Source organism: Bradyrhizobium sp., from assembly GCF_052389815.1.
GTDB lineage: Bacteria > Pseudomonadota > Alphaproteobacteria > Rhizobiales > Xanthobacteraceae > Bradyrhizobium.
In genome coordinates this window covers 26,107-46,993 of sequence record NZ_JBQTHN010000172.1, presented here as the reverse complement: position 1 = coordinate 46,993, position 20,887 = coordinate 26,107, and the positions used below count along the sequence as shown (strand labels likewise).

Genomic DNA, 20,887 nt, shown 5'->3' with positions numbered 1-20,887 from the left:
AGGGTTGCGAATTGCTCGTCCTGCGGCTTGGCCGGAAGCGATCCATTGGCCTTGGCGGAATCGATGACTTCCGCGAGCAGGCGCAGACCAAGCGGCGCCAGCGCGCGCTCCCACAATTCGCGTGCCGTCTCGCCCTTCTTGACGAAGACCCAGTCCTGCGCGGCGATCGCACCCGCATCCATTCGATCGGCGAGGTGATAGACCGATCCGCCGGCGATCGGATCGCCTTCCCTGATCGTCCATTCGATCGCGGCGATGCCACGATGGCGCGGCAGCAGCGACGGATGATAGCCGATGCCGCCGAGTCGTGTGGCCGCCAGCGCATCCTTGCTGATGCGGGCGTGGCTGTGGGCGGTGATGACCATGTCCGTCCCGGAGGCGATTTCGGATGCGACGACCAGCTTCGGGTTGGCCTGCACGACGACCTCGATCGCGGCGGCCCTGGCGGCGGCGGCGAGGCGATCATCGCCGTCATGGACGATGACCCGCGCGATTTCGACGCCGTGCTCGCGCAGCATGTTGAAGGTTGCCACGCCGAAATGGCGCGAGCCGACGAGGGTAATCCGCATGGTCAGTCCGTGTCCCGGTTCAGTCGGACCTGTCGATAGCACGGCAGCCGCCTGTGTCTGCCTGCGGGAATAGCGGGGTAGGGGTTATCAACAGGCCGGGCAGCCAGTCAGCGGGATGCCAGACGACTCGAGTTTTCCCCGGCAAAGCCCGGTGCGGTCAGGCTTTTCCCGGCCTGAACGCCAGCACCTTGTCGATCCGCCGGCCGTCCATGTCGACGATCTCGAAGCGCCAGTCGCCGACCATGATGCTGTCGCCGACGGCGGGAATGGCGGCGAACTCCTGCAACAGGAAGCCGGCGAAGGTCTGGTACGGGCGCGACACCGGCAGGGTAATGCCGAGCAGGTCGGCAAACTCCAGTGCCGGCATCCAGCCGGCGATCAGATAGGAGCCGTCGTCGCGTTTGACATAGGAGGGCTCTGCGGGGCCCTCCTCGCTGTGGAAGCTGCCGACGATCGCTTCGAGAATGTCGGCGCTGGTGACCACCCCCTGGAACACGCCGTACTCATCGTGCACAAGGCCGAGATGCACGGGCGAGTCGCGCAGTATCGCAACCACGTCGCGCGCATCGAGCGTTTCCGGAATGATCGGCGCCTCGCGCGTCAGCTCGCGGATGTCGGGTGTCTTGCCGGCGAGATAGGCGTCGAGCAGGTCCTTGGCTTGCACGATGCCGAGCGCACTGTCGCGATCGCCGTCGAACACGACGCTGCGCGAGTGACTGGTCTTTTGCAGATTGGCCAGGATCACCGGCAACGGATCGGCAAGATCGATCTGGCTGACCTCGTTGCGCGGTGTCATGACGGCGCCTACCGGCAGATCCCCGAGCCGCATCACGCCGGCGATCATTTCCTTCTCGCCCGGCTCGAGCACGCCGGCATGTTCGGCCTCCACCACGAGCGTGCGGATCTCCTCCTCGCTGACGCGCCCCTCCGGATTGCCGCGGTGACCAAGCAGAAAGAGCAGCACCTTGCCGGAGCGATCGAGCAGCCAGACCAGCGGCAGCGAGATCTTTGCCATCAGATCCATCGCGGGCGCGACCTTGACCGCGATCAATTCGGGGTCGCGCAGCGCGATCTGCTTCGGCACCAGCTCGCCGACGATCAGCGAGGCATAGGTGATGACGGCGACGACGATGCCGACGCCGATGGTGTCGGACATGCCTTGCGGGAGGCCGAGCTCGACGAGCCTTTGCGATAGCCGCAGGCCGAGCGTGGCGCCGGAGAACGCGCCCGACAGCACGCCGATCAGCGTGATGCCGATCTGCACCGTTGAGAGGAATTTTCCGGGGTCGGAAGCCAGCGCCAGCGCGCGGCGCGAGCCGCTGACGCCTTTTGCCACGAGCCCGGCCAGCCGTGCCGGGCGCGAGGAGACGATCGCAAGCTCGGACATCGAGAGGAGGCCGTTGATGACGATCAGGACGGTGACGATGGCAAGTTCGAGGTAGAGCACGCGGGAGGATTCTCTGGGCCGGGATCTAACCATCATATAGACAGTTGCACGTGGCTGCGCGGCCTGTTGGCGAAGTATTTGCTTGGAGGCCGGTTGACAGGCAATTGAGTATCGGCTGCAGACGTAGCGAAGCCGCTGATGTCGCGGCGTTGTGATCGCTGCGGCCGGGCCTTCCATCCCTCCCGGCAGTTGTGCAGTATGGCGCGCTTTCCGCGCGCCCATTCCTGCGAGTTGCCAGCGCCGTGCCAAAAAAACGCATCCTGACCACTTGTGCCATCGCTGCAGCGATGCTGCTCGGCATGTCCTCGGCGCAGGCGCAGCTTTCCGGCCATGGCGGCCCGATTCGCTCCATTGCGATTTCGGCCGACGGAAAGCGTGTTCTTTCGGGCGGTTTCGATACGGCTGCGATCCGCTGGTCGCTCGCGCAGGGATCGGCGGAGCAGGTGCTGCGGTTCCATGCGGACGCGGTCAATGCCGTCGTCTTCCTGAAGGACGGCCGCATCGCGACCGCGGGTGCGGACGCCAAGATCGCGCTGTGGACGGCGGGCCGCCAGCAGCCCGATGAGGTGCTGGAGGGACACACCGCGCCGATCGTTGCGCTGGCGGTTTCGCCCGACGGCAAGACGCTGGCCTCGGCCGCATGGGACGGCACGGCGCGGCTTTGGCCGCTCGGCTCCGGCACGAAACGGGTGCTGGAGGGGCATGCGCAGAACGTCAACGGCGTGGCGTTCACGCCGGACGGCAAATCGCTCGTCACCGCCGGCTACGACCTCACCGTGCGCGTCTGGCCCTTGGCGGAAGGGCCGCCGGATATCATCACGCTGCCGTCCCCGCTCAACGCCGTTGCGGTTGCATCCGACGGCGAGATCGTCACCGGCGGGGCGGACGGCAAGGTGCGCTTCATCTTGCGGGACGGGAAGGACGTCGCCGAGGTTCAAGCGGGAGCGACGCCGATCATCGCGCTCGCGATTTCGCCGGACGGCGCGCGCGTGGCCGCGGCCGGCATTGGCGGAACCGTCAACCTGATCGACCGCAAGACGCGCAGCCTCGCCAGTGCGCTGGTCGGGCCGGGGCTGCCGGTGTGGTCGGCGGCGTTCATGCCCGATGGGGCAACGCTCCTGACGGGCGGGGCGGATGCCGTGATCCGGCGCTGGAACGCGCAAACCGGCAGCCCCGTCGGCGCGCCGCAGCCGGGCGCGCCCGGCGATCCCCTCGCGGCGTATGCCGGCGACCACGGCGCGGAAGTGTTTCGTGCCTGCATCGCCTGCCACACGCTATCGGAGAAGGACGGCCCGCGCGCAGGCCCGACGCTGGCCGGGCTGTTCGGACGCAAGATCGCGTCGCTGCCGGGCTATCGGTTTTCCGACGCGCTGAAGAACATGAACATCGTCTGGACGCCCGAGACGGTGTCGCAATTGTTCGAGCTTGGTCCCAACGCCTACACGCCCGGCACCAAGATGCCGGAGCAGCGCATCGGATCGGCGGAAGATCGCAAGGCGCTCACCGATTTCCTGAGGCGCGCGACGGCGAAGTGAGCGGTTGGATTCGGGCGGGAATTCACTCGCAGACGACCCTGGTGAAACCGCCGCAGAAGAACAAGTCGCAGATCTTCACCGAGCTTTCGGGGTCCTGAAAGATGGTGGGCGGGCCGGTTTTCCATTCGAAATCGGTCGCCTTGGCGAATCCCTTCGAGCGGCACCAGTAATTGGCGGCCGGTGCGCTGCAACCCGTCGGCCCCCACTTCAGGCAACGATCAATCCGGATGCCGTTGATGGTTGGATTGTCGAACACTTTCGGTCCGGCGGAGCGTGGCTGCGCCTGCGGCACCAGCGCGACCTTGTCCTGCGGCTTCTGCTCCGGTTTCTGTGCCTGGGACTTTTGCTCCGTCGGCTTTTGCGTTTGCTGTTCGAGCTCCTTCAGCCGCGCGCTCGCCATTTCGCCGTAGATCGTGCTGGCATGGCGCTTGATGAAGGTCTGCAACACCGCCCGGCTGGTGGTGTCCTTGGTCACAGCCCAGGCGCGCTCGGCCTCGCTCGATGGCTGCGGCGGCGGCGGCGCCGGCGCCGCTCCCTTCGCCGGGAGTGGCGATGCCGGGGAGGCCGCGGCCTGCGGCGGCGTCGCGGCGGATGGCGCCAGCACGACTTCCCCGATCAGGGACGAATGATCCCACGGCAGTTGCCTGTCGCGGGTCGCCACGAGCACATCGGCACGGACGCGCGTCATCATGCTGCGGACTTCGAGGCCCGGGGTGGCGATGTGCTTCAGCAGCGCCGTCGTGAACGGGCTGTTGCGGCCGGCGCCGTCGAGCGCCGTGTTGTCCGGCTGCGTCGCATAGGCGATCATCGTTCCGACCGCGCTCTGGATCGACGCAAGCCCTCGTCCGACGCTCGCCGATCGCGTCTCCCCGAGGGTACGCGCGAACGAGCGCGCCAGCGGATTGTCGCGGCAGGCATCGAGGAAGACCAGGTTGACGCGCTTGTCGGCCTCCATCTGCGCCAGAACCTGGTTGACGTTGATCGTCTCGAAAGAGAGGTCGCCGGCGCGCTGCAATTTCGCGTCGATCGGCACGAGGTAATTCTGCCCGTTAACCTGCAAGCCGTGTCCGGCATAGAAGAACAGCGCGAGGCTGGCGCCGTCGAGCTTATGGCCGAACTCGACGATCTTCTGCTCCATGGTGCGCTTGTCGAGGTCGCGCCCCTCGACGACTTCGAAACCGATGCTGCGCAGGGATTGCGCGATGTCGGCCGCATCGTTGGCGGGATTGGCGAGGCGCGCCGCGTTGGCATAGGCACCGTTGCCGATCACCAGCGCGAGACGCTCGCCGGCAACGGCGGCAGCGCTCAGGACCGCTTGAACGAGCAGAACCAGGCACAGCACCAGGCCGTGCCACCCTGTGAATGTTGCCTTGAAGCCCCGCCCGAGCATGCCATCTCCCCCGGATGGATGAAGGCATGCTACCGGCTCGCCGGCAGTCGCGGAAGGGGCCAGACGAGCGAGCACCGGTCCTTCGGGCCTACTTCTTGTCGCGCTCGCGCAGGTAATCGTCGGTGGTGCGCGGCAGCGGACGCTCTGGCACGCCGGCGAAGGGATCGAACTGCTGCTCGCTCATGGTGATGACGCGGCAGTCGGCGCACATCCGGATGGCGTCGGCGCGGCTGGCGGCGGCCGGATACATCCAGTGCCGGCCCTCGAGCTTGGCGGCGACCTTCTCGATCGTGCTCTTGACGCCGAACGGCTTGCTGCAGCGGATGCACAGCGCCGGCTCCTCCTCCTTGATGAGGCGCGGCGTGGCGCGGCTGGCGCGGAAGTCGATCTGCGGCTGCAGGGTGATGACCTTCTCGGGGCAGGTCGCCTTGCACAGCCCGCACTGCACGCAGGCGTCCTCGACGAATTTCAGCGCCGGGCGATCGGGATCGTCGAGCAGCGCGCCGGTCGGGCAGGCCGACACGCAGGACAGGCACAGCGTGCAGCCCTCCACATTGACCTTGACCGCGCCGAGCGGCGCGCCCTCGGGCAGCGCGATCACGTCCACCGGCGCCGGTGCCACGCGATGCAGCTCGGAGAGCGCAAAGCGCAGCACGTCGCGCCGCTTGCCGACGGTGCGGAACGTCGCGGGCTGTGCTACCGCGGCGCCCGCCTCGATGCCGTACAAGGCCTCGCCCAGCGCGTCGGGATCGTCGGTCTCGATGGTGGCGACGCGGCGGCCGGAAAAGCCGAGACCGGCGAGGATCGCTTCGGCCATGGCAAGCGTCTGCGTCAGGCCCACGGTATCGTGCAGCGGCTTTGCCCGCAGCAGGAAGCGCATGCCGGTCGCGCCATAGGCGAAGGCGGCGACGATGGCTTCGAGCCCCACTTGCGTGATCTCGTTGACCGCCAGCGGCAGCACATTCGCCGGCAGGCCGTCGCCATGGCGCGCGAGCGCGTCGATCAACTCGGTCCCGTGCTGGCCATCATGGATCAGAACGACAGGCCTTGCACCGTCCGCCTGGTGATAGGCCTGCAGCATCGCGCGCAGCTTGTGCAGCAAGGTGTCAGCCGGCGGCAGCGCATAGGAGGCGGCGCTGGTCGGGCAGGCCGCGGCGCACTGGCCGCATCCGGCGCAAATCTCGGCGCTGATCCTGACGTGATCGCCATCGGGCACGATCGCGCCGGTCGGGCAGAGATCGAGGCAGCGGTGGCAGCCGGTGAGCTTTGAGCGCGAATGCGCACAGAGCTCGGGCGCGAAGTTGATGTATTGCGGCTTGTCGAAGCTGCCGACGAGGTCGCGCGCCTTCAACACCGCGCGCAGCATCGCCGCGGGATCGCGGGGGTCGGCGCGCAGATAGCCGTCGCGAAGATCGTGCGCGGGAAACAGCGCAGGGCCGCCGGACAGATCGAGCACGAGGTCGCAACGCGAGGTGGCGCCGCTCCGCGGCGCATCGAACACGAAGGCGTCGCGAGAGGACGGACGCGGCGCGGCAAAATCGTCGATGGTGAGCTCGAACGCGCCGAAATGACCCTTGGCATTGCGGATGGTTCCCTTGACCACCGGGAACGCACTGGTCGACGGCGGCGTGATATCAGCGGGTTTCGAGATCATCACGGTGACGTCGAGATGATCGGCGAGCAGCTTGCCGGCCTCGATCGCGGTCTCGTCGCGGCCGTAGATGAGGATCACGCCGTCGCTCGACAGCGTCACATAAGGAATCGCCGGCACGGGCTCGGCGGCGGCCGCGAGCAGGGCGGCCATTTTCGGACCGGCATCGGCGCCTTGCTTCGACCAGCCGGCTGTTTCCCTGACATTGACGAATTCGATGGCCTCGGCGCGATCGCCGGCCTCGTTGCCGAACAACGGCGCTTCCTGCGTACAGGCGACGGTCAGCGGTCCTTCCGCGCCGGCAGCATCGCGGAAGCGGCCGATCTCGGCGCGGCACAAATGGCGAAAGGTTTTGATCTCGCTGCCGCGACAGCCGCGCTCCACGGCGCCCCTGTCGAGGCGCATCGTGTCTTCGCAGGAGCACATCAATATCTTCTTGGGCGGATGTGCCATGCGCGCTTGGTTACTCCCATGAGTTGATGACGGAACAGCCGAATGCGGACTCGCCCCGGCCGCCCGGCTCGTATAATCATTCTAAACAGAAAAAAGGAAGCCGGAGCAACCTTTTGCCGACTGCACGAACGCGCGAAACCGTTACCGAACGCATCGACTTGCCGCCGCCTTATACTTTGGTCCGGCTGCGCGAGAGCGGCGAGGCGTTTTCGCACGCGCTGGAGATCGCCGGAACGAGCGGGGCGGGAACCCTGGTCTATGTCGGGAGGTTCGACCTTGCCGAGTTTGCGGTCGTGCTCGAGCCGACCGAGGCCCTGCATACGGCGCGCCGCGCCTTTTATGCCGGCATGGTGGCGTTGGCCGATGCCTTGCGCGCCTATGCGCCACCCAACAAGGCGGTAACCGTCGACTGGCCGGATGCGATCCGGGTCGATGGCGGACTGGTCGGCGGCGGGCGGCTCGGTTGGCCGAAATCGGCCCGAGAGGACGCTGTGCCGCCATGGCTGGTGTTCGGTGCCATGATCCGCACGGTGGCGATGACGGAAACCGAGGCCGGCGTTCATCCGCTCGCCTCGGCCCTGCAGGAAGAGGGGTTCGGCGAGATCGGTGCGGTCGAAGTCACCGAGAGTTTTGCCCGGCACCTGATGGTCGCCTTCGACCGCTGGCAAGTCGACGGGTTCGCCAGCCTGGCGCAGCAATATCTCGGGCTGATCGAGCGGCAGCCGCACACCAGCCGGCGCATCGAGGCCAACGGCGATCTCGTGGTGCAGCGGATCGGGGGTGAGAAAGCAGTTCCGATCGATCTCGCCAAGGCGCTCGCGAAACCGACATGGCTCGATGCGAAATCCGGAGGGCCGCGGCTGTGAAACTGCTCCGCACCATCGCGCTCGATCCGTCCGATACGTTCGTGTTCGACGTGGCCGCGGAGCCGGGCGACTGGGCCGTATCGGGCGCGTTCCGCTTCTGCGACCGCGATCCTGCTGTTCTCACCGGAAAAGACCGCGCGGCCTTCCGCGGCGGCTTCCTCGGCGTACAGTCCTGGGGCTGGTCGACCCTGGTGCAGATCGTCCCCGCCACGGAGGAGGATCGCCGCGCACTGGTGGAACTCCTCGCCGGTCGGCTCGTCGAGAAATTCGGGGCCCCCAACCTTGCGACGGCCCGTCCTGCGGCCGAAGAAGAGGTCTCCTTCGTCGAATCGCTGTGCAGCCATCCGATCTCCAGCCTGATTGCGGTGCATCGCGCGGTCAGCGATGGCGAGGTGCGGGAGTCCTTCCGCCGCCTGCAGTTGAAGGAGGGGCAGGACCGCCACAGCAAGGCGTTCTCCTTCATGGAGATCGAGGACGAGGAGCCGGACCGACAGCTCGATCTGACGGACATGACCCTGGAGCCGCGGCGCCGATGAAAGACTTTTGGATCTCCTGCGGCCATCATCTGCTCGACCGCAACGACAGCGGCGGGCTGGTCGTGTCGGACGAATTCCTGAAAGCCTATTTTGCCCGGCCGGAATTGATGCCGCCGGAAGACGCCTGCGACGCCGAGCGGCGGCTGCATCGCGAGCTGCTGGCCGCGCCGCGGCGGCAGGTCGCAGCGGGCGAGATTGAAGAAATGGCCGACGCGGATGCGCGGGAAAACTGGCGGTTCGTGCTGGCGTTCCGAGATCTGCTGCTGCGGCACGCGACGTTGGAGGCGGCCTATCTGGCGTTGGTCCGCAGCGGTTCGGTCCAGTTGCCGCCGCTGTTCGTCAACCAGCTCGTCCATGTCATCTTGCGCAATGCGCTGGACGGCTGCGAAGATCCGCTCGTGCTGCGTGCCGCCGAGCTGTTCTTCCGCACCCAGCGGCTGATGCTGCACGAAAGTTCCGTCCTGCTGGGCGATGCCGAGGTGATCGGCGGGGTCAACCCGACGCCGGTGCTGTCGCTGATGTCGATGCTGGGCGCGGTCCACGACGTCGAGGTCGAGGTGCTGGACGAGGACAATGCCGAACATTACTGGCACCGCAGCGACCAGTTCGACATGGGCCTCGACCTCACCGCCGGCCGCCGCGGACAGGCGGCGCTGGCGACCGTGATCGCGCGATGGCTGTCGCATTTGCTCGGGGTCGAGGTTTCGGTCGAGCCGCTGACCGAGCTGCGCGATGCAAGGCTGACCTGGTATGTCGGACTCGATACGGACGCCACCGCGATCGGCGACCGGCTCTGGCGCGGCGAGGCGCTCGATGAGGAAACCAACGGCCGCGTGCTCGGATTGTATCGGCTGACCTTTGCCGATCCGGCGCTCGTGCTGGAGCAGGTCGGCCGCGAGCCGGTCTATCTGATCCTGGCGATGTCGGCGCAGAAGCTGGTGCGCCTGAAACCGCAGAATCTGCTCGCGGGGTTGCCGATCCGCCATTTGGAGGCCGCCACATGAGTTCCATCCCGCTCGCGCAAATCACGGTCGGCGTCGTGGTCGAGCGCCGCAAGGCGGATTCGCCCTGGGTCGATTTCCTGTGGCGCCCTGTCGGCATCCTGCCGGATGCCCCCGACATCACGGCCTGGAGCGTGCTGCGCGAAGAGGGGGAGGGCGTTCTGTTCTATGCCGGCAGCGCCATCGTCGAACTGCATCGCACCGAGACGGCGCGCTACCGGGATAATCTCGCCACTGGCAGCCCGATGCTATGGGTCGTGCTGAGCCCGTCGGAAGGCGAGTGGCCGTACACGCTCGCCGTGGTGACGGCCGACCCCGCGGAAGGCGAGGCCTTTACCGCGGCCGGCGCCAACCTGGTTGAGCCCGTGGCCATGCCCGAGGTCATTCGAGAGGTCCTTGAAGGCTTTGTCGCCGAGCACCACGTCGAGCAGGAGTTCTTCAAGCGCAAACGCGATCGCGCCAATCCCGACGCGTTGGCGCGCCGTCAAGCAGAAGGCCGGCACGAATGAGCGACGAAGAGTTCCTCAAGCGCTGGTCGCGCCGCAAGCAGGAGGCCAGGAAGGAGGACAAGGCCGCCGAGCAAGCGCCACCGCCGGCTGAGGCGGCAGCGACCACGCCTGCCGCTCCGCCCGAGCCTGAGCTGGATCTTTCAAAGCTGCCGCCGCTCGATTCGATTACGGCGTCGACCGACATCACCGAATTCCTGCGCAAGGGCATTCCGGCCGAGCTCAGCCGTGCGGCGCTTCGCCGCGCTTGGGCGGCAGATCCCGCGATCCGCGACTTTGTCGGGCTTGCCGAAAATGCATGGGACTTTACCGATCCGAATGCCATGCCAGGCTTCGGTGCGCTGCAAGGTACGCCGGAACAGATCCGCGCAATGGTCGAAAGCGTGATTGGAGGCGCGCGGGATTCCGCGGAGAAAATCGCCAGGGACTTATCCGAGAGGGAACACGAGCCCGAAAAACCGGCCCCGGACCCGGGCATCTCGGCAGCCGAAGCACCGTCTGATGCTGCTGTCGTCGCCATGCGACAGGCTGACGAGTCGATCGAACCGGTTGCTGCAACGCAACCGGAGGCTTCCGATGAAGAAGGCGATGTTATGCCGGTCCAGCGGCGCACACATGGCGGGGCTTTGCCCAGCTAGTGGCCTGCGACCAAAGGTATAGCCACCGGCTATTCGAATCGATTGACCCCGTATCGTCAGGCGATTAGTCTTTTTAGAACAAGACTAAATCCAAATGGGACGACCAATGAGTGTGGTGGGGGGACGGAGGTCCATGTGCGGGATCCCGGTCTAGCGCGCGCAATCGACAAAGCAGGCGGTGTCGCCGAGCTTGCCCGAAAAATTGGCATTGCCCAGCCCTCGGTCTCCAACTGGAACCGGGTGCCGGCTCAACGTGTGATTGCAGTCGAGGCGGCAACCGGAATTTCACGCCGCGAACTTCGTCCCGATCTCTACGACGGGAGCGAGCCGGCTGCGACCCCGCACGACGTCGATCCCGTGGATGCCGGCCGCGCGCACCAATATCTGCTGCTGGCTTCGCTGTTGTCGGCGCCGCCCTCGAAGAAGCTGCTCGGCGCGATCGCAAAGCTCGAAGGCGGCGATACCCCGCTCGGCCGCGCCCACGGCGCGCTCGCCCAAGCCGCGCAGGATTGCGTCCATGCCAATGTCGAGCGCGAATATTTCGACCTCTTCATCGGGGTCGGCCGCGGCGAAATCCTGCCCTATGCCTCCTACTATCTGACCGGCTTCCTGCACGAACGGCCGCTGGCTCGCCTGCGCGGCGACCTTATCGCGTTCGGCATCGAGCGCGTCGAGAACAACCCGGAGCCGGAGGATAATGCGGCAACGCTGTGCGAGATCATGGCCGGCTTTGCCGACGGCCGTTTCGAGACATCGCACGAGCAGCAGAAAAAATTCTTCGAGAAGCACATTGGGCCATGGATCGGCCGCATGTTCGCCGACCTGGAGATGGCGGAATCCGCCAACTTCTATCGTGCAGTCGGCGCGCTCGGCCGCATGTTCATGAAGATCGAAACCGAGGCATTCAAGTTCGCCAACTGACCAACGCTTACTGGTCCGGGAGAGATGCGATGAAGGACGAAAAGAAAACGACAGTCGGCAGGCGCGACTTCCTTCGCAAGATCGGCGTCGGCGCAGTCGGCGCTGGTGCTGCGGTGGCGGCGCCGCTAACCGGCCCCGCGCGTGCCGATACCGAAACGAACGATGAGAAGCGCAAGGCGCGCTACAAGGAAACCGATCACATCAAGACGTTTTACCGCGTCAACCGCTATCCGGGCTGAGGGAGGTCGCCGTGCTGATCAAGAAAACACATCGCGCGCGTTCCGAATCCGCTTCGCGCGGCTCAGTCGCTGAATCGCTGGCCGGACAGGCCGCAGGCCTCGACCGCCGCAGCTTCCTCCGCAACTCGGGCCTCGCCGCCGGCGGCCTTGCCGCGATCGGCGCGCTGCCGCTCGCGACCGTCCGCAACGCCGAGGCAGCGGGATCGATGACGTCAGGCGCCACCATCCGCAAGAACATCTGCACCCACTGCTCGGTGGGCTGCACCGTGATGGCCGAGGTCGTCGACGGCGTCTGGGTCGGCCAGGAGCCGGGCTGGGACAGCCCGATCAGCCGCGGCTCGCACTGCGCCAAGGGCGCGGCGACGCGCCAGATCGTGCATAGCGACCGGCGCATGCGCTACCCGATGAAGCTCGTGGACGGGCAATGGACGCGCGTTTCCTGGGAGGTCGCGATTAACGAAATCGGCGACAAGCTGATGACGATCCGCGGCAAGTCCGGCGCGGACTCGGTCTATTGGCTCGGTTCCGCCGAGTTCACCAACGAAGCCGCGTATCTTTATCGCAAGTTTGCCGCGTTCTGGGGCACCAACTCCTGCGATCACCAGGCCCGTATCTGTCATTCGACCACCGTCGCCGGCGTGGCCAACACGTGGGGCTACGGCGCGATGACGAACAGCTACACCGACATCCGCAATACCAAGACGTTGCTGTTCCTGGGCGGCAATCCCGCCGAGGCGCATCCGGTGTCGCTGCAGCACCTGCTCGAAGGCAAGGAGGTGAACCGGGCGAACTTCATCGTTGCCGACCCGCGCATGACCCGCACGGCGGCGCACGCTACCGAATATGTGCGCATCCGCCCCGGCACGGACATTCCTGTTATCTACGGAATGCTCTGGCACATCTTCAAGAATGGCTGGGAGGACAAGCAGTTTATCGAGCAGCGCGTGTACGGCATGGACGATATCCGCAAGGAGGTCGCGAAATACACGCCTGAGGAAGTCGAGCGCATTTCCGGCGTGCCGGGCGCCCAACTCGAACGCGTCGCCAAGATGTTCGCGACGGAGAAGCCGTCCTGCCTGATCTGGGCGATGGGCCAGACCCAGCACACCGTCGGCACCGCCAACGTGCGTGCAAGCTGCATCCTGCTGCTCGCCACCGGCAACGTCGGCGGCCCCGGCATGGGCGCGAACATCTTCCGCGGCCACGACAACGTGCAGGGCGCGACCGACCTTGGCGTCGATATCGTGACGCTGCCGCTCTACTACGGCCTCGTCGAAGGCGCGTGGCGGCACTGGTCGCGCGTCTGGGAGGTGCCCTACGAGTGGTTCGTCGACCGCTTCGACAAGAACACGGCGCCGGACGGCAAGGTCACCAGCACGATGAACACGCCCGGCATCCCGTCGACCCGCTGGTTCGACGCGACGCTCCTCGACAAGAAGGACGTGCGGCAGAAGGACAACATCAAGGCGATGATGGTGTTCGGTCACGGCGGCAACACCGTGACGCGCATGCCGCAGGCGCAAAAGGGCATCGAAGCCCTCGATCTGCTGGTGGTGGCGGACCCACACCCGACCACCTGGGCGGCGCTGGCGCCGGCGCGCAAGAACAACACCTATCTGCTGCCTATTGCGACTGCCTATGAGTGCAGCGGCTCGCGCACGGCGTCCAACCGCGCGATCCAATGGGGCGAGCAGATCGTCAAGCCGGTCTTCGAGGCGAAGGATGACCTCGAGGTCATGTACCGCCTCGCCACGAAGCTCGGCTTCGCCGACCTGATGTTCAAGAACATCAAGGTCGAGAAAGACGCGCCGTCGCCGGAAGACATCCTCCGCGAGATCAATCGCGGCGGCTGGTCCACCGGCTACTGCGGCCAGTCGCCGGAGCGGCTGAAGTCGCACATGGCGAACCAGAAAGACTTCGACATGCTCACCCAGAGGGCCACAACCGGGCCGAACAAGGGTGACTATTACGGCCTCCCATGGCCATGCTGGGGCAAGCCGGAGTTCAAGCATCCCGGCACACCACTGCTCTACAACGCCAACCTGTCGATTAAGGAAGGCGGCGGCACCTTCCGCGCCCGCTTCGGCGTGGAGCGCGAGGAGACGCTGCCTGACGGCACCAAGCGCAAGGTCAGCCTGCTCGGCAACGGCTATTACTCCAAGGATTCCGAGATCAAGGACGGCTATCCCGAGTTTACGCTCGGCGTTCTCAAGAAGCTCGGCTGGGACAAGGATCTGACCGAGGCGGAGCTGGCGGTCATCCAGAAGGTCAACTCGGCCAACCCGGATGCGGTGTCCTGGGCGATCGACCTGTCGGGCGGCATCCAGCGCGTCGCGATCGAGCACGGCTGCGTCCCCTACGGTAACGGCAAGGCGCGCGCGAATGCGTTCGGCTTGCCGGACGCGATCCCGACGCACCGCGAGCCGATCTACACGCCGAAGCCCGAGCTCGTCGCCAAATATCCGACGTTGCCGAATGCGGTCCAGTTCCGCGTTCCCAACATCGGCTTCGACGTGCAGAAGGCTGCGGTCGACAAGGGCATCGCCAAGAACTTCCCGCTGGTCCTTACCTCGGGCCGCCTCGTCGAGTTCGAAGGCGGCGGCGAGTTGACCCGATCCAACAAGTGGCTCGCCGAGCTTCAGCAGGACATGTTCATCGAGATCAATCCGGCAGACGCGGCCGAGCGCGGCGTCAAGGACGGTGCCTGGGTCTGGGTCACGGGCGCCGAGCACAATTCGAAGGCGCGCATGAAGGCGCTCGTCACCGAGCGTGTCGGCAAGGGCGTGACCTGGTGCCCGTTCCACTTCGCCGGCTGGTTCCAGGGCGAAGATCAGCGCGGCAACTATCCGAAGGGCACCGATCCGATCGTATTGGGTGAGAGCGTGAACACGCTCACCACGTACGGTTTCGATCCGGTGACCGGCATGCAAGAACCCAACGCGACCCTCTGTCAGGTCCGCGCGGCTTAGGCATAAGGAGCAACGACTATGGCCCGTATGAAATTCCTCTGCGACGCCGACCGTTGCATCGAATGCAACGCCTGCGTCACCGCCTGCAAGAACGAGCACGAGGTGCCTTGGGGCATCAACCGCCGCCGCGTCGTCACCATCAACGACGGCAAGCCCGGCGAGCGCTCGGTCTCGATGGCCTGCATGCACTGCACCGACGCGCCCTGCGCGGCGGTATGTCCGGTGAACTGCTTCTACACCACGGCGGACGCCGTGGTGCTGCACTCCAAGGACCTCTGCATCGGCTGCGGCTACTGCTTCTACGCCTGTCCGTTCGGTGCGCCGCAATATCCGAAGGTCGGCAACTTCGGCTCGCGCGGCAAGATGGACAAGTGCACCTTCTGCGCCGGCGGCCCGGAAGCTGACGGCAGCAAGGCGGAGTACGAGAAGTACGGCGCCAACCGCCTGGCCGAAGGCAAGCTACCGCTCTGCGCGGAAATGTGCTCGACCAAGTCGCTGCTCGCCGGCGACGGCGAGATCATCGCCCAGATATACAAGGAGCGGGTGACCAAGCGCGGCTACGGCTCCGGCGCCTGGGGCTGGAAGACGGCATATCGGGAAGGCATCGACACCTGAGACGGCAACTCTTCCTGGAGCATGATCTTTTCGGAAAACCGCTTCACACTTTTCCTGATCATGCTCTCGCGTCGTAACGATGAGCTAACGCCGTTCCGGCGTAACGGAACGGCGCCTGTGGAATGGAGCAGGGTGATGGCATATCTTGGACGATTTTTCCGCCTGGCGTTTGGCGCCGTGGCCTTATTGCTTCTCGTTGGGCTCGCAGCTCCCGTGCAGGCGCAGCAGCCGAGCTCGGTCAATCCGACCGCGAGTTCGGTGAAGGAGCAGCAGCTCCTGCAGGAGCTGAACCGCATCCAGGGCCGGGTCACCATTCCCGACGCCCGCTCCGGCGTGCTGGAGCAGCCGGCCGGGCGCGACTGGCGCAATTTCCATGAGGTGACGCTGCGCTGGATCGGCGGCATCGTCATCCTCGGCATGCTCGCGGCTCTCGTCATTTTCTATCTCACCCGCGGCATGGTCAAAATCGAGGGCGGCAGGTCGGGTCGCACCATCGTGCGCTTCAACGCCTTCGAGCGCGCGGTGCACTGGATGACCGCGGCCTGCTTCATCGTTCTCGCGATCTCCGGGCTCAACATCACCTTCGGTCGGCCGCTGCTGATTCCGTTGATGGGGCTCGAGGCGTTCTCCGACTGGTCGCAGTTGGCGAAATACGCCCACAACTATCTGAGCTTCCCCTTCACGATCGGAGTGGTGCTGATCTTCCTGATGTGGATCGGCGGCAACATCCCGGACAAAACGGACGTCGAATGGGTCAAGCGCGGCGGCGGCCTGGTCGGCGACGACCACCCGCCGGCCAAGCACTTCAATGCCGGCCAGAAGATGATCTACTGGATCGTCGTGCTCGGCGGCAGCGCCGTGGCCGTCAGCGGCTACCTCCTGATGTTCCCCTTCTACACGTCCGGCATCGAAGGCATGCAGCTCGCCCAGGTCGTGCATTCGATCGTGGCCGTGCTGTTCGTCGCAGCAATGCTGGCGCACATCTATATCGGCTCGATCGGCATGGAAGGCGCCTTTGAAGCCATGGGCACCGGCAGTGTCGACGTCAATTGGGCGAAGGAGCACCACAGCCTCTGGCTGGAGCAGGAAAACGCCCGGGCCGCCGGCAAGGACGCGCGCAGCGCGGCGGCGGCGCCCGCGGAATAGGTGAGGGGTAAACGCCATGAAAGCCTTCGTTCTGTCATTGGTCGCGGCTGCCGTTATCGCGGTCGCTGCGGTTGGCGTGCTCAACGGGATGCAGAAGCCGGTCGAGCAGGCCTTCACGACGACCGGCGTCCGCCTATAGGCGCCGCCGCCAGGAGGAGCACAAGCGGTCAGGCGCCGGGAACTGCCGGCGCGACACCGGCGTTCTTCCGTTGAACCTTTTGCCTCGTTCCGGGACTTACCGACGAGAGGCAAGGTCTCGGAGGTCGCGCAATGACCAACTGGCATGACTCAATGGTGGACCGGCCGGAGACGGACGGTTCGGCTTATGCAACAGGCTGGACGATCAGCGGGCTGGCCGTTCTCGGCACCATCGTGGCGGTATGGGTGCTGGGCATCTAGCTCCAGCCGTTCTCGGGAGAGATTCCTGCGGGTCCGATCCCGATGGTTCGGGTGCTTTGCACGGCGAATGGCCGCCAAGGCGCGGGAGCGAGGCCCGCCCCGCAGAAATACCGAATCTCGCCTTTCGATTGAGGATAATTCCTTAAAGCCTTGCTGCTTATATGAAAAGGCCGCACCGCCGCGCGGCCAGATAGCCGGGCATCGCCTTCAATTCCTCACCCCAGAGTGCGATCGCTCGGCTATTTGGGCGACGAACGTCAGACCTCGGTATCCTCCAGCCCATACTCGCGATAGATGCTCGCGCGGTCCGCAGCCGGAAACAGCCGGCACTTGGCCTGCGCCAGGTGCAGGTTGACGGTGCCCGGCTGGCAACCGGCGACCAGGAGCTTGCGGATATCGTCCATGTGCCTGACCGGCTGGTGCTTGGCCTCGAGCTGCTCCAGCGCGATCAGGGCGGTCGCCAGCGATTCCGTGACGACCCATTCGTCGTGGCCGGTAATTCCCTTCGACATCGTGCGGCCTCCCATTCCCGGGGGTAGACGGAGCCTCCCGCCGCAGGCAGAAGCCGGACGGGATCGGCGACGATGCTATCAGCTTTGCGGCGTTCAAAAAGAGCGAAGACGCAAGAGGCATCGTCAGCATGCGGTCGAAATATGCGAAGATCGTGGCCGCACCCTTAAGTAGTTATATGCGGCTTCTGCCCGGCGGGCCTTCATTGCAGGCGAGGGGCGTCAGCCTCTCTTGGGCGTGGAAGACCTCGAACCGCGGCGACCCCTGGAACGGCGTGAGCCGGAATCGTTGAACTCCGTTCCGAACGAAGATATCCCTGACGCTGCATCAACGGGATTTCACGAGCGTGAATACACAGACAGCAGTCACGGTCTTCGGCACGGTTGCAGCGCTAGCCGTGACGGCATTCGTTCTGTTTCGCATCGGAATGCGTCGCTCGGCGGCCGTCATGGCTGTTATTGCCGTTCTCGGTCTTGCGAACGCGATCTACCGGCTGGTTGGCTCTTGAGCGCGGCCATTGCCGCACCTGCCTCCGGCGCCGTGCCGGCAGCCTTCGTCGCGGTCGACTGGGGCACCAGCAGCTTTCGCGGCTGGCTGATGTCCCCCGCCGGCGAGGCGCTGGCTGAGAGCCGCGGCGCCGAAGGCATGCTGCACTGTGTGAACACGGGCTTTGCCCCCGTGCTGGCCGATCACCTGGCAAGGCTCCGCGCACCCGCCGGCATACCGGTCCTGATTTGCGGCATGGCCGGCGCGCGGCAGGGATGGTCGGAAGCGCCCTACCTGAAGACGCCGGCGCGCCTCGATGCCCTGCATGAAGGTGCGATCCAGGTTGGCTCGCACGGCGACATTCGTATCCTGCCCGGCATCGCGCAGGCGCGCGCCGACCGGCCCGACGTCATGCGCGGAGAGGAGACGCAGCTGCTCGGCGTGACCGAAGCCGGTTTTTCCGGCCTCGTCTGCATCCCCGGCACGCACAGCAAATGGATCAGGATCGAGGCAGGCGAAGTCGTCGAGTTCTCGACCTACATGACCGGCGAACTTTTCGCCGTGCTGTCCCAACACAGCATTCTCGCATACGCCGTCGAGACGACGGACCGGCTCCCTGCGGACAGCGAGCCGTTCCGCGATGGCGTGGCGACGGCGCTGGCGGCGCCAACCGGGCTGACCGCATCGCTCTTCCGGCTGCGTGCCGCGCAATTGTTGGACTTCCAGCAGCGCACCGACGGTTCGGCGCGGTTGTCAGGCCTGTTGATCGGCACCGAGATATCCGACGCAATGCGCCAGTACGGCCCGGCGAAATCGCTGCGATTGCTTCGGGCGGGCCGCCTTGGCCAACTCTACGAGACCGCGCTAGGCGAGTGCGGTTTCGCTGTCGACGCCGTCGATGCCGATGACGCCTCGCGGCGGGGCCTTGCCAAGGCCGCCATCAATATCTGGGGAAGGCAGTTCTGACATGATGCAGCCGGTCCGGTGGCCCAAGGTGAAGCGCTCGCTGGTGGCAATTCTGCGCGGCATCCGCCCCGACGAGGCGGAGGCGATCGTCGAGGCGCTGATCGACAGCGGCTTCGAGCTGATCGAGGTGCCGCTGAATTCGCCGGAGCCGTTCGCCTCGATCGAGCGCTTGTGCAAGCGCTTCGGCAACGAATGCTTCATTGGCGCAGGCACCGTGCTCGACGCCGCCGACTGCGCGCGCGTTGCCGATCTAGGCGGCCGGCTGATGGTCAGCCCGAACGTCGACGCCGATGTCCTGGCGATGGCGAGGTCGCGGGGGATGGTCGCCATGCCCGGTGTCTTCTCGCCCACCGAAGCCTTCCTTGCGCTGCGCTGCGGAGCCTCGGCCCTGAAGTTCTTTCCCGCCTCGGTGCTGGGGCCGTCGGGCATCGCCGCACAGCTTGCCGTTCTTCCCGGGGACACGGTGGTCGGCGCGGTCGGTGGCGTGTCGGACAAGAATCTTTCCGACTACAGGGCGGTGGGAGTGCGGGCGTTCGGACTTGGCAGCAGTCTCTACCGTCCCGGCATGACGCCGGCCGAGGTACGCAAGACGGCGCGGGCTTCGGTCCTCGCCTATGACGCTGCTGGCTGAAGCGCGGCTCCGATCAGGCCTGCTCGGGGCCGACGGATACAACAATGACGCCGTCGATCCCGATCAGGAATGCCATGGTGGGCTGGTCGGGCGGTGGAGCCTGTCCGGCGGCATGTCGGAACGCGGCGATCTCTTCGGAGGCGGCCGCTCGCGCAATCAGGGTTGAGCCTGGCGCGCAAACCGGCGCGCCATTCGACGTGAGCGCGAGCAGTTGACATCGGACGACTGAGCGGCGCGCCGGTGGCGCTTGCGGCGCGAGATCGCGGAGGAGTCCGAAGGCGCCGCTCCGATTTCAAGGTGCAGCCGCAGCTGGAGGTCGAGCATTCTCGTATCGAGAACCGTCTTATCACGACAATTCATTTGTCCAGGTGTAGCACCGATGGCTTGGTCAGAGCGCCCAGGGACCGAACCATGCCTGTCATCTCCAACCGGTTGACCCGCACGCTGAACATTACCCATCCCATCATTTCCGCGCCCATGGCGTTCGCCGGGGGCGGCGCATTGGCGGCCGCCGTCAGTGCGGCGGGAGGGTTGGGCCTGATCGGCGGCGGTTACGGGGATTCGACGTGGCTGGACGAGCAGTTTGCCATTGCCGCCGGACAACGCGTTGGCGTCGGGTTCATCACGTGGTCACTACGGAAATCTCCATCGCTGCTCACGGACGTTCTCAAGCGCAAGCCTGCGGCGGTGATGCTGTCCTTTGGCGATCCCAGGCCTTTCGTCGACGAGATTCGCGACGGCAGCGCCCTCGTGATGTGCCAATGCCAGAACATCGACCACGTGTGGGATGCAATCGACGTCGGAGCAGACATCATCGTAGCCCAGAACGCGGAGGCAGGCGGCCACGGGGCTCTGCGTGGCGGGCTTTCGTTCGTGCCGGAAGCGGCCGACCTGATCGCTGCCCATTCGCCAAACGCCTTGCTGGTCGCCGCCGGCGGCATCGCGGATGGCAGAGGGCTCGCCGCCTCGCTGATGCTCGGGGCCGAGGGTGTACTGGTCGGAACGCGCTTGTGGGCTTCTGCGGAGGCGCTGGTGCATCGTCGGCATCACGAGGCGATCGTCGAAGCGAACGGGGACGAGACGATCCGAACGACAGTCGCCGATATTGCGCGCCAAATTCCATGGCCGCGCGGTCTCACGGCGAGGGTTCGCCGCAACGCCTTCACGCAGCGCTGGCACGGCCGCGAGGACTTGCTGGAGCGGAACGCGGCCGTCGAAGGGCCGCGTTACAGGGAGGCGTTCGCGGAAGGCGATCCCGATAATGCCAGCGTCTGGTTCGGCGAGGCAGCGGGACTAATCAGCGCCATCGAGCCGGCTTCCCGTATCGTCGAGAGAATGGCGGCCGACGCAGCCAGCCGCCTTGCAGGCCATGCAGGCGCAACGCTCGCCTAGACGTGGGCTCGCGATATGCGA

The 20,887-nt window shown here is 65.8% G+C and carries 22 protein-coding genes; 17 read left to right on the top strand and 5 right to left on the bottom strand.

Annotation, left to right across the window (positions count from 1 at the left end; translation table 11 throughout):
- Both ACT4OC_RS25615 and ACT4OC_RS25610 read right to left on the bottom strand, forming a co-directional pair.
- A partial coding sequence (locus ACT4OC_RS25615) for a formyltransferase family protein (protein ID WP_444841833.1) occupies positions 1–569 on the bottom strand: 569 nt, incomplete at its 3' end.
- Positions 570–726: 157 nt separating this feature from the next.
- Complete coding sequence (locus tag ACT4OC_RS25610; RefSeq protein ID WP_444841832.1) at positions 727–2,016, bottom strand: hemolysin family protein; 1,290 nt, start codon at positions 2,014–2,016, stop codon at positions 727–729.
- Between the two features lie 287 nt (positions 2,017–2,303).
- Between ACT4OC_RS25610 and ACT4OC_RS25605 the strand changes: the two genes are divergently transcribed.
- Positions 2,304–3,551 (top strand): c-type cytochrome, encoded by a 1,248-nt coding sequence (locus tag ACT4OC_RS25605; RefSeq protein ID WP_444841836.1) that lies wholly within the window; start codon positions 2,304–2,306, stop codon positions 3,549–3,551.
- A 22-nt stretch (positions 3,552–3,573) separates the two neighbouring features.
- Here the strand turns inward: ACT4OC_RS25605 and ACT4OC_RS25600 are convergent, their stop codons facing one another.
- Together ACT4OC_RS25600 and ACT4OC_RS25595 are read right to left on the bottom strand one after the other, a co-directional pair.
- Positions 3,574–4,941, bottom strand: coding sequence for a caspase family protein (locus tag ACT4OC_RS25600; protein WP_444841831.1), 1,368 nt, complete (start codon positions 4,939–4,941; stop codon positions 3,574–3,576).
- Between the two features lie 88 nt (positions 4,942–5,029).
- A complete protein-coding gene (locus tag ACT4OC_RS25595; RefSeq protein ID WP_444841835.1) occupies positions 5,030–6,997 on the bottom strand; it encodes a 4Fe-4S binding protein in 1,968 nt (655 codons plus the stop codon).
- A gap of 161 nt (positions 6,998–7,158) precedes the next feature.
- On the opposite strand from ACT4OC_RS25595, the gene ACT4OC_RS25590 reads away from it, so the two are divergent.
- The 12 genes from ACT4OC_RS25590 (at position 7,159) to ACT4OC_RS25535 (ending at position 16,881) form a co-directional block, all read left to right on the top strand.
- Positions 7,159–7,911 carry a biotin/lipoate--protein ligase family protein gene (locus ACT4OC_RS25590; protein WP_444841830.1) on the top strand — a complete coding sequence of 251 codons (753 nt, stop codon included), beginning with the start codon at positions 7,159–7,161 and terminating at the stop codon, positions 7,909–7,911.
- Entirely contained in the window at positions 7,908–8,447 is a 540-nt protein-coding gene (locus ACT4OC_RS25585) for a DUF6505 family protein (RefSeq protein ID WP_444841829.1), read from the top strand. The genes ACT4OC_RS25590 and ACT4OC_RS25585 overlap by 4 nt, the downstream gene beginning before the upstream one ends.
- Complete coding sequence (locus tag ACT4OC_RS25580; protein ID WP_444841828.1) at positions 8,444–9,451, top strand: DUF6352 family protein; 1,008 nt, start codon at positions 8,444–8,446, stop codon at positions 9,449–9,451. Before ACT4OC_RS25585 ends, ACT4OC_RS25580 begins: the two co-directional genes overlap by 4 nt.
- The gene (locus ACT4OC_RS25575; protein WP_444841827.1) at positions 9,448–9,957 is read left to right on the top strand and encodes a DUF3305 domain-containing protein; all 510 of its coding nucleotides are present in this window, start codon (positions 9,448–9,450) and stop codon (positions 9,955–9,957) included. Before ACT4OC_RS25580 ends, ACT4OC_RS25575 begins: the two co-directional genes overlap by 4 nt.
- Positions 9,954–10,592: a DUF3306 domain-containing protein gene (locus tag ACT4OC_RS25570; RefSeq protein WP_444841826.1), complete on the top strand. Its 639-nt coding sequence runs from the start codon at positions 9,954–9,956 to the stop codon at positions 10,590–10,592. Before ACT4OC_RS25575 ends, ACT4OC_RS25570 begins: the two co-directional genes overlap by 4 nt.
- A 135-nt stretch (positions 10,593–10,727) precedes the next feature.
- The gene (locus ACT4OC_RS25565) at positions 10,728–11,513 is read left to right on the top strand and encodes a molecular chaperone TorD family protein (protein WP_444841825.1); all 786 of its coding nucleotides are present in this window, start codon (positions 10,728–10,730) and stop codon (positions 11,511–11,513) included.
- 29 nt (positions 11,514–11,542) lie between these two features.
- Positions 11,543–11,752, top strand: coding sequence for a twin-arginine translocation signal domain-containing protein (locus tag ACT4OC_RS25560; protein ID WP_444841824.1), 210 nt, complete (start codon positions 11,543–11,545; stop codon positions 11,750–11,752).
- 11 nt (positions 11,753–11,763) lie between these two features.
- On the top strand, positions 11,764–14,721 hold the full coding sequence (locus ACT4OC_RS25555) for a formate dehydrogenase subunit alpha (protein WP_444841823.1): 2,958 nt from the start codon (positions 11,764–11,766) through the stop codon (positions 14,719–14,721).
- A gap of 18 nt (positions 14,722–14,739) precedes the next feature.
- On the top strand, positions 14,740–15,336 hold the full coding sequence (gene fdh3B / locus ACT4OC_RS25550; RefSeq protein ID WP_444841822.1) for a formate dehydrogenase FDH3 subunit beta: 597 nt from the start codon (positions 14,740–14,742) through the stop codon (positions 15,334–15,336).
- 135 nt (positions 15,337–15,471) lie between these two features.
- On the top strand, positions 15,472–16,482 hold the full coding sequence (locus ACT4OC_RS25545) for a formate dehydrogenase subunit gamma (protein ID WP_444841821.1): 1,011 nt from the start codon (positions 15,472–15,474) through the stop codon (positions 16,480–16,482).
- Positions 16,483–16,498: 16 nt separating this feature from the next.
- Positions 16,499–16,621 (top strand): hypothetical protein, encoded by a 123-nt coding sequence (locus ACT4OC_RS25540; protein ID WP_444841820.1) that lies wholly within the window; start codon positions 16,499–16,501, stop codon positions 16,619–16,621.
- Between the two features lie 131 nt (positions 16,622–16,752).
- Positions 16,753–16,881, top strand: a complete 129-nt coding sequence (locus ACT4OC_RS25535) for a hypothetical protein (protein WP_444841819.1) — start codon at positions 16,753–16,755, stop codon at positions 16,879–16,881.
- A 257-nt stretch (positions 16,882–17,138) separates the two neighbouring features.
- Here the strand turns inward: ACT4OC_RS25535 and ACT4OC_RS25530 are convergent, their stop codons facing one another.
- Positions 17,139–17,393 (bottom strand): hypothetical protein, encoded by a 255-nt coding sequence (locus tag ACT4OC_RS25530; protein WP_444841818.1) that lies wholly within the window; start codon positions 17,391–17,393, stop codon positions 17,139–17,141.
- A 502-nt stretch (positions 17,394–17,895) separates the two neighbouring features.
- Here ACT4OC_RS25530 and ACT4OC_RS25525 point away from each other — a divergent pair.
- From ACT4OC_RS25525 to ACT4OC_RS25510, 4 genes are all read left to right on the top strand, one after another.
- On the top strand, positions 17,896–18,843 hold the full coding sequence (locus ACT4OC_RS25525) for a 2-dehydro-3-deoxygalactonokinase (protein WP_444841817.1): 948 nt from the start codon (positions 17,896–17,898) through the stop codon (positions 18,841–18,843).
- A gap of 1 nt (position 18,844) precedes the next feature.
- Entirely contained in the window at positions 18,845–19,474 is a 630-nt protein-coding gene (locus tag ACT4OC_RS25520) for a 2-dehydro-3-deoxy-6-phosphogalactonate aldolase (RefSeq protein WP_444841816.1), read from the top strand.
- Complete coding sequence (locus tag ACT4OC_RS25515; protein WP_444841815.1) at positions 19,458–19,640, top strand: hypothetical protein; 183 nt, start codon at positions 19,458–19,460, stop codon at positions 19,638–19,640. The genes ACT4OC_RS25520 and ACT4OC_RS25515 overlap by 17 nt, the downstream gene beginning before the upstream one ends.
- 245 nt (positions 19,641–19,885) lie before the next feature.
- Entirely contained in the window at positions 19,886–20,866 is a 981-nt protein-coding gene (locus tag ACT4OC_RS25510; RefSeq protein ID WP_444841814.1) for an NAD(P)H-dependent flavin oxidoreductase, read from the top strand.
- The last annotated feature ends 21 nt before the right edge of the window (positions 20,867–20,887 follow it).